Annotated in this window: 13 protein-coding genes; 7 read left to right on the top strand and 6 right to left on the bottom strand. The window is 56.7% G+C overall.

All coding sequences use genetic code 11. The features are described 5' to 3' along the window. Positions 1-32 precede the first annotated feature (32 nt). Positions 33-257, top strand: a complete 225-nt coding sequence (locus OCH02_RS03455) for a hypothetical protein (protein WP_261429883.1) — start codon at positions 33-35, stop codon at positions 255-257. Between the two features lie 88 nt (positions 258-345). Here OCH02_RS03455 and ompC read toward each other — a convergent pair whose 3' ends face one another. From ompC to OCH02_RS03425, 6 genes are all read right to left on the bottom strand, one after another. Further along, positions 346-1,428 (bottom strand): porin OmpC, encoded by a 1,083-nt coding sequence (gene ompC, locus OCH02_RS03450; protein WP_315899150.1) that lies wholly within the window; start codon positions 1,426-1,428, stop codon positions 346-348. Between the two features lie 649 nt (positions 1,429-2,077). Beyond that, positions 2,078-3,061 (bottom strand): succinylglutamate desuccinylase, encoded by a 984-nt coding sequence (astE, locus tag OCH02_RS03445; protein ID WP_261429882.1) that lies wholly within the window; start codon positions 3,059-3,061, stop codon positions 2,078-2,080. 11 nt (positions 3,062-3,072) lie between these two features. Continuing rightward, positions 3,073-4,413: an N-succinylarginine dihydrolase gene (gene astB, locus OCH02_RS03440; RefSeq protein ID WP_261429881.1), complete on the bottom strand. Its 1,341-nt coding sequence runs from the start codon at positions 4,411-4,413 to the stop codon at positions 3,073-3,075. Positions 4,414-4,525: 112 nt separating this feature from the next. Then, positions 4,526-5,998, bottom strand: a complete 1,473-nt coding sequence (gene astD, locus OCH02_RS03435) for a succinylglutamate-semialdehyde dehydrogenase (RefSeq protein ID WP_261429880.1) — start codon at positions 5,996-5,998, stop codon at positions 4,526-4,528. Next, entirely contained in the window at positions 5,998-7,032 is a 1,035-nt protein-coding gene (gene astA, locus OCH02_RS03430) for an arginine N-succinyltransferase (protein WP_261429879.1), read from the bottom strand. The genes astD and astA overlap by 1 nt, the downstream gene beginning before the upstream one ends. 52 nt (positions 7,033-7,084) lie before the next feature. Further along, positions 7,085-8,299, bottom strand: a complete 1,215-nt coding sequence (locus tag OCH02_RS03425) for an aspartate aminotransferase family protein (RefSeq protein WP_261429878.1) — start codon at positions 8,297-8,299, stop codon at positions 7,085-7,087. 878 nt (positions 8,300-9,177) lie between these two features. On the opposite strand from OCH02_RS03425, the gene OCH02_RS03420 reads away from it, so the two are divergent. The 6 genes from OCH02_RS03420 to OCH02_RS03395 all read left to right on the top strand — a co-directional run bounded on the left by OCH02_RS03420 (position 9,178) and on the right by OCH02_RS03395 (position 15,862). Continuing rightward, the gene (locus OCH02_RS03420) at positions 9,178-10,437 is read left to right on the top strand and encodes an ABC transporter substrate-binding protein (RefSeq protein ID WP_261429877.1); all 1,260 of its coding nucleotides are present in this window, start codon (positions 9,178-9,180) and stop codon (positions 10,435-10,437) included. A gap of 60 nt (positions 10,438-10,497) precedes the next feature. Next, on the top strand, positions 10,498-11,439 hold the full coding sequence (locus OCH02_RS03415) for a carbohydrate ABC transporter permease (protein ID WP_261429876.1): 942 nt from the start codon (positions 10,498-10,500) through the stop codon (positions 11,437-11,439). Then, positions 11,429-12,262 (top strand): carbohydrate ABC transporter permease, encoded by an 834-nt coding sequence (locus tag OCH02_RS03410; protein ID WP_261429875.1) that lies wholly within the window; start codon positions 11,429-11,431, stop codon positions 12,260-12,262. Before OCH02_RS03415 ends, OCH02_RS03410 begins: the two co-directional genes overlap by 11 nt. Positions 12,263-12,265: 3 nt before the next feature. Further along, complete coding sequence (locus OCH02_RS03405) at positions 12,266-13,675, top strand: leucyl aminopeptidase family protein (protein ID WP_261429874.1); 1,410 nt, start codon at positions 12,266-12,268, stop codon at positions 13,673-13,675. Further along, positions 13,675-14,775, top strand: a complete 1,101-nt coding sequence (locus OCH02_RS03400; protein ID WP_261429873.1) for an ABC transporter ATP-binding protein — start codon at positions 13,675-13,677, stop codon at positions 14,773-14,775. Before OCH02_RS03405 ends, OCH02_RS03400 begins: the two co-directional genes overlap by 1 nt. Positions 14,776-14,869: 94 nt before the next feature. After that, positions 14,870-15,862 (top strand): LacI family DNA-binding transcriptional regulator, encoded by a 993-nt coding sequence (locus OCH02_RS03395; RefSeq protein WP_261429872.1) that lies wholly within the window; start codon positions 14,870-14,872, stop codon positions 15,860-15,862. Positions 15,863-15,868 lie beyond the last annotated feature (6 nt).

Genomic DNA, 15,868 nt, shown 5'->3' with positions numbered 1-15,868 from the left:
TTGCTTCACCCGAACGATATGGAGACGGCGTCATGCCCGGATCTACCCCCTCAAACGAACATTATGAAGCCCTGTTACGCGACGTCAGCCTGGTAGTGGGCGGTGCGGTGATCCAGCTGATCAATCTCAATAAAAAAATTTCCGGCAATAGTATTTTGGCCCATCTGGTTAACGAGATTGAGCATGAGACCAATCAGCAGCGCTTTGCCACATTACGCTCGGCAATTGAAGTGATGGGGCAAGCCCCAAAAGGATAACCGCCCAATAATAGAAAAGGCAGAGCTCACGCTCTGCCTGTTTACCTTTTGGTTCCCGACACAGGAAAGAAGGTAATAGTCTTGAAACTTAGAAGCGATAAGTCAGGTTCACTGCCACAACATCGTCGGTGCTCAGTTTCAGCTTGTTATCGTCGTTCAACTGGTTGATTTTGTAGTCAACGTAGGTGTACATGTTTTTGTTGAAGTAGTAAGTCGCCCCCACTTCCACGTATTTCACCAGATCGACATCACCAATCCCTTCGATATCCTTGCCTTTGGACTGCACGTAGGCCAGGGAAGGACGCAGACCGTTCTCAAACTGATACTGAGCCACAACTTCGAAGTTTTGCGTTTTGTTGGCGAAGCCGGAAATGCCGTTACCGCTGATTGGCGTCATGTTACGCGTATCGGCGTACATGGCGGCCAGGTACACCTGGTTGGCATCATACTTAATTGCCGTGGTCCAGGCAGTGGCGCTGTCGCCTTTGCCGTAAGCCAGTTCTTTTTGCGCACTGGTGCGGTTGGAGTCAGAGAACGCCGCCGCTACACCGATGCCAGAACCGCCGATGTCTTGATAATCCAGGGACATGCCGTAACCATCGCCGTTTTGCTTGGTCACGCTACGGCCATCACCGTCGTTTTTACCCTGGTACTGCAACGCGACACTCAGACCTTCAACCAGGCCGAAGAAATCACGGTTACGGTAGGTTGCCAGGCCGTTGGAACGTGCGGTCATGTAGTTATCGGTATAGCTGTAAGAGTCACCGCCGAATTCCGGCAGCATATCGGTATAAGCTTCTGCGTCGTACACCACACCGTAGTTACGGCCGTAATCGAATGAACCGTAGTCGGCAAATTTCAGGCCAGCAAAGCCCAGACGGGTTTTGGTGCCCGCAGTACCCTGCGCTTCGTCGTGGTTGGCCTGAACGTTGTATTCCCACTGGCCGTAACCGGTCAGTTGATCATTGATTTGCGTTTCGCCTTTAAAACCCAAACGGACATAAGTCTTGTCGCCGTCTTCGGATTTATCATCGCTGAAAACATGTTTGGCCGATACGCGACCATAGAGGTCGAGTTTATTACCATCTTTATTATAAATTTCAGCCGCGTTGGCAAAGGAGGTGATTGCCCCGAGGGCAATAGCTAAGGCTAATACACTGCGTTTCATCATTTATTTTCCTAGATATTATAATTTTAATTTCTGCCCATCACGCCCAATTTATGATTTGGGCTGTGATCTTTATCATTTAGCGTTTTATGAGCGCCCCTAATAAAGGGACCATGTGACATTAGCATCATGAATCCCAACTTCAAATAAAAAAGTTCATAAAACACCGTGGATAAAGCATGTTTATTTGTAAGTAAATATTACAATCACCAATCAAACCAAATCATTGATTATCATTGAAATTTATCACATAACTTATAACCAATTTGGTGCAAGGCACCATTTTGGTGCGATTTAGTTTCTTTTTGTATGCTTTCCATGCGACTCACAAATACCATGAAACTTAGCATGGTTATGAATAACGTTACTTATTTCACATTTTTATCTGAGTAAAGTCATTGGGCTGATTTAGGGCTGTCACCCTGATTTTAAGACGCGCTTTTACCGACTCGATTAATTAATTCGATTAAAATCACCAAAAGTCGCAATGGGAGAAAGGTAAAGATAAAAAAGAAAAAATAAATCGCAGAATACAAACCGGAGGAAATAAGATAAATAAGCAGCATTATATGCCGATGTGATTAGAGGTTGCAGCCAACATCGCTACAACCTTAAATGTCGCAAGAATAAAACCGCCCTATAAAACGTCCATTCAATACAGCGTGCTGCGCGGCGCCTCAACCAGTACCATACCGGCACGTAACCCAAGCGCAACCCCAGGGTTAGGGAACAAGATCCACTCACTGACATGCTGAACCCGGTACTCTTCGCCAGGTTGCTCGCACAGCAACGTCCCCTGCTTCAGCTCGGTAAAATTGGCGGTATCTTCACTAAGATGCAGCCTGAACTCTTCACTACGTTTAATCAGCGAGCGTTCAACGCGGAAGACCCGAAGTTCACTTGCCGACCGCGACGACAAAGGCTCCCCGCTCACCATCGCCTGCAACGCACGGTTAATGGCGGCAAACTGCTGTAGATCGTTCATGCCGAACGGCCGCGCCTTGCCCAGTTCCAGCGTGCAGCTGGCAGCACCGGCATGCTCACTGGAGAAATGGCTGAAGGTGCCGCCCGGCGCGCTGTGGATCACCAGTGCATCCAGATCGGCGGCGTCCAGCAAGGCCAGCATCTCTGCACTGTAAGGTCGCGTCTGGAAAGGCAGAATACCAAAGCGCGGCAGGCGCGAGTCACGGATGGCCGTATGCAAATCATAATGGAAACGTGCAGCGCCCTCATCGGCGAAAAACTCCGTGATAACCTGCTCCAGCTGCTGCGCCCGCGTGGTTTCACCGCTAGGGTCAAAATCACGATAGCGGCCGCCAAACATCCGGTTCATGTCACTGTGCAGATAACGCTTTCCGGCACGCATCGCCGCCGGGTTACCCAGCACCACCAGCAGGCGAACCGCCAGGGGGCGATCGCCGTTGAGCAGGTCTTTGACCAACTGATTCAACAGCTCAATCGGGGCAGTTTCATTGCCGTGGATACCTGCAGAAAGCACTACCGCCTGGCGGTAACCTGGCTTAGGGGTGATTTCCAGCAGGCCTTCCGTCAGCCAACGCCAGTGCAAATTCGCATTTTCGCCCTGTTGCTCAGCGGGAACCTGCCCCGCCAGCGTCAGGGCCAACAAATCAAACATGGTGGCTCCGTCTATTGTTGGAAAGGATAAACCGAACCCAACCCGAGGATGGTTGTCAGGGAATCCAGCGCTTCACGCCCTTCACGCAGCAGCTGCGGATCGGCCAGGTCATTTTGCGTCAGGCGATCGCGGTAATAACGATCGACCCATTCATTGAGCGTGACGAACAGACTATCGTTCATCATTACGCGCGGATTCACCGCCCGCAGCTCCTGCTCATTCAGCGCCACACGCAGCCGCAAACAGGCAGGCCCGCCGCCGTTGCGCATACTCTCGCGCAGATCGAATACCTTGATTTCATCAATAGGTCCGCCGCTGGCCACCATCTCGCTCAGGTAACTCCAGACGCCGCTGTGCTGGCGCGACTCTTCGGGTACCACGATCATCATCTTGCCGTTGGGCTTGGTCAGGATCTGGCTGTTAAACAGATAGGTTGCCACCGCATCCGCCACGGAAACCCGCGTCGTCGGCACCTCAATCGCCACCAGTTCGCTGTCCAGCATCGCCATCTTGCGGCGCACTTCATCCAGCGCCTGTTGCTGCCGATAAAAAGCCTGCTGATGATGGAACAGCACGTTCTGGTTGCTGACGGCAATCACGTCGTTATGGAACACGCCCTGATCGATCACCTCCGGATTCTGCTGCACAAAAACCGTATGCTGCTCATCCAACTGGTGCAGGCGGGCAATCGCCTCCCCGGCTTCACGCGTCTGACGCGCCGGATAACGCGTTGGGGCAATTTCGCCACCAAACTCCTGACGGCCGTAGACAAACATCTGCACGCTGCGTTTAGCGTAGTCGCCACCCAGCCGGTTGTGGTTAGCCGCACCTTCGTCGCCAAACAGCGCCACCTGCGGCAACGCCTCATGATGGGCGAAATGGCGGGGATCGTTAAACATCGCCCGCAGTACGCCAGAGGTGGTTACAGCTTCTATCGCGCGATGGAATTTATTGTTCAGATTGGCGGCGGTGAAATGCACCTTGCCATCAGCACTGTCCGCGGAAGGCGATACCGTGGCCGCATTGGCGGTCCACATGCAGGAAGCGGAACTGAGCGCGGACAGCAGGCGTGGGGATTGCTGCATCGCCTGCGCCAACACGCTTTCATCGCTGCCGCTGAAGCCCAGTTTACGTAACATCGGCACATGCGGGCGCTCCTGCGGCGGTAAAACCCCCTGCTGGAAACCGAGATCGGCCAACGCCTTCATCTTCAGCAACCCTTGCTTGGCCGCCAGCTTCGGGTTCGACACGCTATTTTGGTGCTGGGTCGAAGCCTCATTACCAAATGACAGTCCGGCGTAGTGATGCGTCAGGCCCACCAGACCATCGAAATTGACTTCATATCCTGACATGCTGTTCTCCTGATCTTGTAGGGGCGCTGCATGCTGCGCCCGCGTTAATCGGGGCGAATATATTCGCCCCCTACAGTAACAACGCTGTGGCTTGAAAAGCGGCGGGTAAAACTTAATTAAACGACAGTCCTGGCGACAGACTGGCCGGCAACGTCAGACTTTCGCTTTCCAGCGACGCCATTGGCCAGGCGCAATAATCCGCCGCGTAGTAGGCGCTTGGACGATGGTTGCCGGAAGCCCCCACGCCGCCAAACGGTGCCGCACTGGAAGCGCCGGTCAACGGCTTGTTCCAGTTGACGATACCGGCGCGCGCTTCCAGCAGCAGGTGATCAAAGCGCTCACGCTGCGGCGATACCAGACCGACCGACAGGCCATAGCGCGTCTGGTTGGCGATACGCACGGCTTCATCAAAGTCGTTATAGCGAATGATGGTCGTCAGTGGGCCAAAATACTCTTCGTCCGGTACGCCGCGCACGCCGGTCACGTCAATAATGCCGGGGCTGAGCAATGCGCTACCGCTTTCCAGCCGCTGCATGGTCAGCAAGGCTTTGCCGCCCAGCGACAGCAGGTGATGCTGTGCCGCCAGCATTTTTTCTGCCGCCGCGGAAGAGATAACCCCGCCCATAAACGGCTGAGGTTCAGCATCCCAACGCCCAATACGCAACGCACTCGCCACCTGCACCAAACGCTCGATAAAGGCATCGCCCTCACTGCCGCGTTTCACCAGAATGCGGCGTGAACAGGTGCAGCGCTGACCGGCGGAAATAAACGCCGACTGGATCGCCAGGTTGACCGCCGCATCGCAATCATCAATCTGGTCAACAATCAGCGCGTTGTTACCGCCCATTTCCAACGCCAGAATTTTTTCAGGCTGCCCCGCCAACTGACGATGCAGGTGATAACCGGTGCCGGCGCTGCCGGTAAACAGCAGGCCGTCGATATCGGTGCTGGCGGCCAACGCCTCGCCGGTTTCACGTCCGCCCTGCACCATATTGATCACCCCGGCAGGCAAACCGGCCTGCTGCCACAGCTTCAGGGTTTCCTCGGCGGTCTGGGGGGTCAGTTCGCTCGGCTTGAATACCACCGTGTTACCCGCCAGCAGGGCCGGTACGATATGGCCATTAGGTAAATGGCCGGGGAAGTTATAAGGCCCAAACACCGCCAGCACGCCGTGTGGCCGGTGGCGCAGCACCGAAGCGCCATCCGCCATCGCGGTCTGGCTAACGCCGGTACGCGCCTGATAAGCCTGCAGGGAAATTGCCACTTTGCCGATCATCGCCTGGACTTCGGTCAGTGTCTCCCAGCGGGGTTTGCTGGTTTCACGGCTGATGGTGGCCGCCAAATGCGACTTGTGTTCTTCCAGCAAGGCCGCAAAGCGTTTTACCAACTGCTCACGTTGTTCAAACGGCGTGCGCGCCCAGGCCGGAAACGCGGCACGAGCCGCTTCGCAAGCGGCGGCCACATCGCTGCCGTCGGCGGCGTTAGCCTGCCACAGCGGCTGATTGTCGACCGGATCGGTTTTGCTGAACTCAGCACCACGGCCCTGCTGCCAGGTGCCATTAATAAACAGTGCAGGATGTGACATTACGCTTTCTCCTGTGCAATAAGGGGGATAACCCGCACCGGGCTGCCTTGCTCAACGCCCAGCGCCGCAGCGGTGGCCGCATTGAGGTGCAGACGATCGTCATACAGATCGGCATTGACCAGCAGTGCGCGGTAATGTTGATAATGATCGTTAGCCACCAGATGAACCGGCGCATCGGCGCGCATCGGCGTTTCATCCAGTACCACTTTCACCAGGCGGCTTTGCTTGACCGCGCGGATATGGTCGATTTCCGCTTCCAGCGTCGGGCCACCGTCGAAAATATCGACATAGCCCTGATAACGCAGGCCTTCCGACTCCAGTACCCGGCGCGCCGGTACCGTCTGCGGGTGCACTTCACCAATCACTTTTTGCGCGTCTTCGGCCAGGAAATCGACATACAGCGGGTGCTTTGGCATCAGTTCGGCGATAAATGCCTTCTGACCGGTGCCGCTCAGGTAGTCCGCCTTGGCGAACTCGATGGAAAAGAAATGATTGCCAACGCTCTCCCAGAATGGGGAACGGCCGTCTTCGTCGGAGAAGCCACGCATTTCAGCAATCAGACGCTCAGAGAAACGCTCACGGAAAGCGGCGATAAACAGGAAACGCACCTTCGACAGCAGCTTGCCGTTTTCGCCGTGACGGTAGTCCGGATCGAGGAACAGCGTACAGAGTTCGGAATGGCCGGTGTGATCGTTGCTGAGGAACAGCGTCGGCACCGATTTATACACATTCAACTGCTTGGAGGCGTGCACCTGGGTGCCAACGCGGAAGCTATACCAGGGTTCGGTCAGGCCCACGGCCACTTCAATGGCGCAAACCCCGACCGCCTGTTGGCGCTCCGTGTCTTCCAGCACAAACAGATAACACTGGTCACCACGCGGAAGTTCGCCTTGCCAGGTTTTTAACGCCCGCTCAATGCGTGCCAGCAAGGTATCTTCGTCTTGCGGCAGGGAAGTGAGACCGATGCCGGACTTGCCGGCGAGCGTCAGTAAATCAGCCAAATCGCGGCGCTCTATAGGGCGAATAATCATCATAATGCGAACCTCTTCTTAATCAGGCTGCGCCGGTAAAAGCGCAGCCCGTGTGTTAGCTGCAAATCCGCGCCACGGCTCGCGCGAATCGCGCCAGCCCCTCTTTCACATCCTGCTCAGGAATGATCAGTGAAGGCGTGAAACGCACCACATCCGGGCCGGCGATCAGGGCAATTACGCCCTCTTCGTTGGCCAGTTGGGTGATCTGTTTCGCTTTGCCGGCATAATCCTGGGTCAACTGACAGCCAATCAACAGGCCGCCACCGCGGATTTCGGAGAAAATCGGGTATTGCTGGTTAATCTTGTTCAGGCCATCAAGGAACCACTGGTGGCGTTGTTTAACCCCTTCCAGCACTTCCGGCGTGTTGATGATTGAGAACACCGCCCCCGCTACCGCCGTCGCCAGCGGGTTGCCGCCGTAGGTGGTGCCGTGGGTACCGACGCCCAGGGTTTTAGCCAGTTCGTCCGTGGTCAGCATCGCGCCGATTGGGAAGCCGCAACCCAGCGCTTTCGCCGTAGTCAGCACGTCGGGCACCACGCCGTAGTGCGTATAGGCGTACAGCTCGCCGGTACGGCCCATGCCGGTTTGCACTTCATCGAAAATCAGCACCGCGTCGTGGCGGTCGCACAGCTCGCGCAGCCCCTGCAGGAATGCCGGATCGGCCGGCAACACGCCACCTTCGCCCTGAATCGGCTCGACGATCACCGCGCAGGTGTGGTCGTTGATCACTTCGGCAGCCGCCGCCAGATCGTTAAACGGCGTGTGGGTGATACCGCCCGGCAATGGAGCAAAATCTTTGGAGTATTTCGGCTGGCCGCCGGCAGAAACGGTAAACAGCGTGCGGCCGTGGAAGGCGTTGTTAAATGCCACAATCTGATTCTTGCTGCTGTTGCCCTGGTCCAGCGCACGTTTACGTGCCAGCTTCAGTGCCGCTTCATTGGCTTCCGCCCCGGAGTTACAGAAAAACACCTTGTCGGCAAAGGTGGCGTCAATCAGCTGTTTGGCCAAACGCAGTACCGGCTCATTGGTGTAGCCGTTGCCCAGATGCCACAGTTTGCCCGCCTGCTCCACCAGCGCCGCCGTCACCACCGGGTGAGCATGGCCCAACGCGTTGACCGCGATGCCGCCGGCAAAATCGATGTAAGACTTACCCTGTTGATCCCAGACCTGCGAACCTTCTCCCCGTACCAGAATAAAATCAGCGGGGGCGTAAACCGGGACCATCCAGTCGTCGAAAGACTGGCGGGTAACTGCGATTGGCTGTTCCATAATGACCTCATAACTTCAGCAAAGACTGAATTTTGACTGTAAGGGCCGCTCCAGCCCGGATGTTCCGCAACAAAACAACAAAAACTGCGCTGTGGCTTCTACTTTTCGACCGGTGATAACTCTGCCTTTCACCGTCTATTCAGAAACAAATCTGTTACATCAAACGCGTTTTTCGCTATTTATGCCGGGTATAGGGTCGTGGAACGGGGAATAAATGTTAACGAGCAGTTAAAATACATGCCGTTTGATAAAGAGTGTAGAGCAGCTATCGTGCCAAACAGGGATTTTTGGCGGATTTTGCGGTTTTTTACGCTAAAACAACGGCTTACACTGCATACTTATTCAATAAATATGCATTGGTAATGAATAATCGGAAAAATAAGGCCAAAAATCATCGTTGGCCGCGAAATCCTATTCAATTACAAAAAACTTCAATAATTCTGATCGCGCTCGCAAAAATAATTCGGCCCGATCTGCGCCCGATCACACTTTCGCCCCACATCGGTGCAAAGAACGCACCAAACACGGGCAAACCCGCGTCAGATCAGGCTCTGCGTGGCGCTGTGTGAACCATCATCGGGCGCATCTGTGGGCAACTTCCGCGCCAGATCTCATATTTGTTAACTTACCGAACAATTTGTTGACAGCCTGGGGACACGATAATAGGTTAATTTCAATGGAACACGTGTTCCATGATGAAAAAACACACCACGCCCTAAATAATTCGAGTTGCAGGAAGGCGGCGACTGAGCGAGTCCCGATAAGCTTACTTTGGTAAGTGATTCAGGTGAGTGAAGACAGCCAACACACCAGCGTCTCGAAGAATGACGGGCGGACATCGACTGCACAGCATCGGGGTTATCATGGCTCATTTCTGCTTGCGTACTAACCATAGGATCACCGGGGCCGCACTGGCCGTGCTGCTGGCCCTGCCCGTTTCCGCCAGCGCCAACACCCGCATTACCTTCGCCAACTATTTGCCGAATGATTACATCAACAAGGTGATTAAAGACTTTGAGGCGGCACATCCGGACATCCAGGTGCAGTCGATCAAATGCGGCTTCGCCGACTGCCATCAAAAGCTGACGACCGCGCTGGCCGTCGGCCAGGGTGCCGCCGATATTTTCAGCGTCAGCACCATCAAGCTGGGCAGTTTTGCCAACTCCGGTGGCCTGAACAACCTGAGCGCCCCGCCATTCAGCATCGATAGCCAGGGCTGGCAGTTTGATCCTTCGATGATCAGCCTGGCAAAGGGCAACGACGGCAACATCTATGGTGTGCCCTACGACACCGGCCCGGTGGTCATGATCTACCGTAACGACATGGTGCAAAAAGCCGGCGCGAAGATTGAAGACATCACCCAAAGCTGGGACAGCTTTATCGCCTTCGGAGAAAAGCTGAAAAAAGAGCAAGGCGCCTACCTGCTCCCTGCCGCCACCAGTTTGATCAACCCGCTGGTGGTCGGCATGAACAGTGAACCGGGCAAGCCGGTCTACACCAAAGACGGCAAACCCAATCTTGATTCGCCACAAATCAAACAGCTGATGACGGTGATTAAAACGCTGTATGACAAAGGGCTGGCGGCCTCGCTCGACGGCTCAACCAATTCGCAGGAATACATCAAACTGTACCGCCAGGGGAAACTGTTTGCCGATATCGACGGCCCCTGGGACGAAGGCCGCATCGAGCAGGAGTTGGATCCAGACGGTGCCAAGGCCGGGCTGTGGCGCGTGACCGGCGTGCCGGGCAATATCAAGGTCAATGCCGGCGGCACCACGCTGGTGATCCCGAAACAGAGCAAAAACGCCCAGGCGGCCTGGCAGTTCATTCAATACTTTATGCAGCGTGATGTGGTGATCGACGCGGCGAAAACCGCCGGTACCTTACCTGCCCGCCTCGACGTGTATAACGCGCCCTACTTTGACACACCGAGCAGCATTCTCGGCGGTCAGCATTCGATGCGCTACTACGCCAGCCTGGTACCGGATCTGAAACCGGTCGCCTCATCGCCGGAAGACAACATCGCCAACGAAATTCTTAACGAAGCGGCGAAGAAAATCCTGGTGCAGCATCAGGACATCGACAGCACCCTGCGCGATGCCAACAAGCTGCTCGAGCGGCGGATGCGCGCTTTGTAATCATCAGATACGGCGGTCAGTCGGCTGCCGACTTTATGTTTCCGTCGGTTCGGGGAATCTATGCGTAAGCGATTTTTCAAAGGGCTGCTGCACGATCACCGCACCGCCTACCTGCTGCTGCTGCCGTTTATGCTGCTGTTCGCGGTGTTCAACGCCTTCCCGATCTTCTTCTCGGCGTTTTTGTCCTTTCAGTCGTGGAACCCGGTCAAAGGCCTCAGTTCGATGAAGTTTGTCGGGCTGGACAACTTTTACTATGCCTTCACCGACGATGCCTTCTGGGTGTCGCTGGTCAACACCATCAAAATCACGCTGGTGTCCGGCCTGTGCCAGCACCTGTTCGCCATCACCCTGGCCTACTCATTGCTGCACATCATCGTGCGCGGCAGGCGTTTTCTGAAGGCGGCAATCTTCCTGCCCTACATCACCTCTTCCGTCGCCGTCAGCCTGATAGTGTTCAACCTGTTCTCCCCGGTCGGCATGGTTAACGAACTGCTCAGCGGGTTAGCCACCCGACTACACCTCGGCACGCTGGCGGCGGCCTTGCCGATCAACTTCTTTGACAGTGACTGGATCCGCTTCACCATCGCCAATCAGGTGACCTGGAAGTTTACCGGCATCAATACGGTGATTTACATGACCGGCCTGGCGTCGATCTCGCCGGACCTGTACGAAGCGATTGAACTGGACGGCGCCGGCCGCTGGCAAAAATTTCGCTATATCGCCCTGCCGCTGTTGGCACCCTTTATCTTCTTCGCCACCTTGATGACGCTGATCGGCAATATGCAGTTGTTCAATGAACCGATGATCCTGACGCAAGGCACCGGCGGGGTCGACAACAGCGGCCTGACGGTATCGATGTACGTGTACAAAACCGGTTGGTCCTATTTGGATATGGGCACCGCTTCGGCGATCTCCTGGATCCTGTTCCTGTTGATTGCCGTGGTCAGCGCCCTGGTGTTCTGGGGCTTTGGCAAGCGGGGAGGATTGAACGATGAACGCTAACGGCCGTCGTTTTGATACCGGCAAACTGGTGATTTACCTGCTGGTCTCACTGTTTGCTTCGCTGTCATTGTTCCCGTTCTATTGGTCGGCCTTGCTGGCGACGCAGGACACCCGCAGCATCATGGGCATGTCGCTGCGCTTTGGCAGCCACCTGCTGGAAAACTACCAGGGGCTGGAACAGCAAGTCCCCTTCACCCATGCGCTGCTCAATACCCTGTATGTCACCGCCATGGCGACGCTGACCAGCGTGCTGGTTTCCGCCGCTGCGGGCTACGCCTTTAGCGTTTATCAGTTCAAAGGTAAAAAGGTGCTGTTCACCAGCCTGATGCTGACCATGATGGTGCCCAGCGTAGTCAATCTGGTGCCCTATTTTTTCGTTATCAAAAGCGTCGGCCTGCTGGATCAGTTCGCCGCCGTCTGGCTACCTGCCGGGGTCAACATCTTCGGCATTTTCCTGGTGCGCCAGTACGTCAGTTCCTCACTGCCCAGCGAAATTCTCGACAGTGCGCGCATGGATGGCCTGAACGAACTGCAAATCTTCCTGCGTATCGGCCTGCCGCTGATGCGCCCGGCCCTGCTGACGGTAGCGATCGTGGTAGTGGTCGATACCTGGAACAACTTTATGCTGCCGCTGGTGGCGTTGCAGTCGCCGGACAAACAAATTCTCCAGTTGGTGCTGCGCAGCCTGAGCGGTGCCACTGCCACCCCCTGGAACCTGGTGATGACCGGCAGTTTCCTGGCGATCGTGCCGCTGCTGATCGCCTTTATCTTCTCGTCCAAACAAATGATGGAAAGCCTCACCCGTGGGGCGGTTAAAGGGTAACTTATGCAATCAATCGATATTTACCGCGCGAACGGCGCGAGCGAGCGTCAACAAGTGATCCTGTTTGCTGCCGCAGAAGACCAACTGCCTGCCACATTGCAAAATGCCGGTCTGCAACGGGCAAGGGTCGGCACGCTTTATCCACTGGGTGACGGGCGCTTTGCACTCAATATCGGCACGCCGCCGACCCCTGCCGCGCTGCAGGATGCCGGTGCGGCGATCGCCGCCGGGCAAAAAGACTACGGGCTGCAACAGCTCCGCCTGACGCTGGCCCCGGAATTACCGGCAGATGCCGAGAACTGGCGCTGGATACTGTTCGGTCTGCGCCTGGGTGCTTATCATTATCAACATCACGCCAACGCCCGGCTTGCCGATCCCACCCTGCCACTGAACAGCCAGGATGCGACTACCCAGGCTCTGTGCGACTGGGCTAATCTGCATGCCGAGGGCGTGATCATTGGCCGCGAGCTGATGAACAAACCGGCCAATATTCTCTACCCGGAAAGCTTTGTAGAAGCGGTAGCGCAGTTACCCTTCCGTCACCTGCGCCAGGAGGTATTGGGAGATGAACAAATGGCGGCGCAGGGCTTTGGCGGCCTGCTCGGGGTCGGCCAGGGCAGCGCCCGTGCCTCGCAGTTGTTGATCCTCGATCACCATCCGGCCAACGCCCGCCACACGCTGGCACTGGTCGGCAAAGGCGTCACCTTCGACAGCGGCGGCATCAGCATCAAAGGCGCGGCGCGCATGAGCACCATGAAGTTCGATATGGGCGGCGCCGCTGCGGTGGTGGGCGCCATGCGCATTATCGACGCACTGCAATTGCCCATCCGCGTCATCGGCCTGTGCGGGCTGGTGGAAAACATGCCCTCCTCCCGCGCCCAACGACCTGGTGACGTTGTCACCATGCACAACGGCAAATCGGTGGAGATCATTTCCACCGATGCCGAGGGCCGCATGGTGCTGGCGGACGTGATCAGCTATGCCCAACAACGCTTCCAGCCGGATTATCTGCTGGATATTGCCACCCTGACCGGCGGCGCCGGCGTGGCGCTGGGCAAGGAATATGCCGCCATGATGGGCAACGACCCGGCGTTTCTGGCGCAGGTCACCCAGGCGGGCAAGATCAGCGCAGAACCGGTGTGGCCGATGCCGCACGGCGGCTGGTATCGCGGCGTGCTGAAGTCTGAATTTGCCGACTACCGCCACGGCGGTGAAGATCCGCACGGCAGCCCTTGCGTGGCGGCGACCTTTATCAGCGAGTTCGTGCAACCGGGTCAACGCTGGGCGCATCTGGACATCGCCGCCATGTCGACCGATATGCCGCACCGCAAGCTGTATGCCAACGGCGCGTCCTCATTCGGCGTGCTGCTGCTGGCACGGCTGAGTTCCCTGCTTGCCGAAACGGAGCACTGATGGCTTACGTAGAATTGCTCGATATCAACAAACGTTATGACAACGGCTATCAGGCCGCCAGCAACGTGAATCTGCAGGTGGAAAAAGGCGAGTTTGTGGTGCTGCTCGGCCCATCGGGCTGCGGCAAGTCCACCACCCTGCGAATGATCGCCGGGCTGGAAACCCTGTCCTCCGGCGAATTGCGCATCGACGGCGAGCGCATGAACGAAGTGCTGCCTAAATACCGTGATATCGCCATGGTGTTCCAGAGCTATGCGCTGTATCCGCACATGACGGTGTACGACAACATGGCGCTGTCGCTGAAAATCAAAGGCATGGCCAAAGCGGAGATCGCCGGCCAGATAGCCGCCGTCGCCGAAATGCTGCACCTGAGTGAGTTTCTACAGGTCAAACCCGGTCAGCTTTCCGGTGGCCAACGCCAACGGGTGGCGCTCGGTCGGGCGATCGTCCGGCGGCCGAAGGTGTTCCTGTTCGATGAACCGCTGTCCAATCTCGATGCCAAACTGCGTAACCGCATGCGTCAGGAGCTGTCGGCGCTGCACAAGGCGATCGGTGCCACCATTATCTACGTCACCCACGATCAGGTGGAGGCAATGACCATGGCGGACAAAGTGGTGATCATGAACCAGGGCAAAGTACAGCAAATCGGCACGCCGCTGGATCTCTACCACCGTCCGGTTAATCGTTTTGTCGCCGAGTTTATCGGTTCACCGCAGATGAATCTGTTTGAGGTACAGGTCCAGGTTCAGGGCGAGCAGATTATGCTACAAGGCGATTCGGGCCTGGTGCTGCCGCTGGCCACCGCCGATTTCCCGGCGTTGGCTCTGCAACCGGGGGCATGGGTGACGCTGGGCTGCCGTCCGGAGGCCTGCCGGATCAGCGAACCACTTGCAGAACCGCATCTGACCGGGACGCTGGTATACAGTGAAAATCTGGGGGCAGAAAGCAATCTGTTCGTGCAAGGCGACAACGGTGCGCAATACATCGTGAAACAGCACTCTCAGTTTCAGCAGTCACAAGGGCAACCGCTGGCGGTGACGCTGGATACCCGCGCGCTGCACTTTTTTGACTCGCAAACCGGCGAACGGATGGCACCATAGGGGGAAACGGTGTTACCGAGCGGCGTTCTGTGAGACCCTATGCCCGCTGCGCGACCCTACCGCAGCGCCCTGTTTTCCGTTGAGTATGCGCACCATGCCGATTAAAAAAGTCACCTCTCACGATGTCGCCCGCGTTGCCGGCGTTTCACGCACCGTGGTTTCCCGCGCCTTTTCCAATCAGGGCCGGGTATCGCAGAAAAACCGTGAGCTGGTGATGCGCGTCGCCGGCCAACTGGGCTACGCCCCGGACGCCATCGCCCAGAGCCTGCACACCGGCAAAACCGGCTTTGTCGCGGTGGTGGTAAACCACTTTCATGACCTGTCCGACCTGGAGTTTTTCGACCGTCTGGTTGAGCAGTTGCAAAACAGCAACCGGCAGGCGGTGATGATTCGGCTGGAGGGCATCGAAGATCCGGCCGGTTACCTGAAACAAACCATTTCCTATCACGTCGATTCTGCCGTGGTGTTCGCCGACCATATCAGCGCCCGCGCCGCGAAAGATCTGTTTCGCGTCGCCACGCCAATTATGCTCAACGGCCTGGCGGGCGACGCCCTGTGCGATGCGCTCAACGCCGATGAGGCCCCCAGCCTGCAACAATTGGCGGCGCTGATGGCGCAAAAGGGGCAACAACGGGTGGCAGTGCTGGGCGGGCGCAGCAGCGCCAAAGGGGAACAGCTGCGCCAACAGACCTTTCTAGCCCAGGCGGCGCAGCAGCAATTGCAGATCGTGGCCCAGCTCAGCGGGGATTACAGCTACCTGAGCGGTTTCAAGCTGGCACCGCAGCTGCTGGCGGCACAGCCGGCCCCGCAGGCGATCTTCTGCACCGCAGATTCCATGGCGATGGGGGTGATGGATTATATTCGTTTGCATACGCCGCTGCAGATCCCGCAGGACGTCGCGGTCTACGGCTTTGACGATATTCCGATGGCCGCCTGGCCAAGCTACCAACTGACCTCGGTACGGCGGGATATCAGTGCGATGATCGCCGCCATTGTGCAACTGATCGAACTGCGCAGCAGCAGCCCGCAGGCCGCGCCGCAGCAGGTGACCATCCCCACCGAACTGGTGGTACGAGCCTCCTGCTAACCCTGC

This window comes from Serratia quinivorans, from assembly GCF_946227985.1.
GTDB classification, from domain to species: Bacteria; Pseudomonadota; Gammaproteobacteria; order Enterobacterales; family Enterobacteriaceae; genus Serratia; species Serratia quinivorans_A.
Note: the sequence above shows the minus strand (reverse complement) of the source record. Positions and strands in the feature narration are given on the sequence as shown.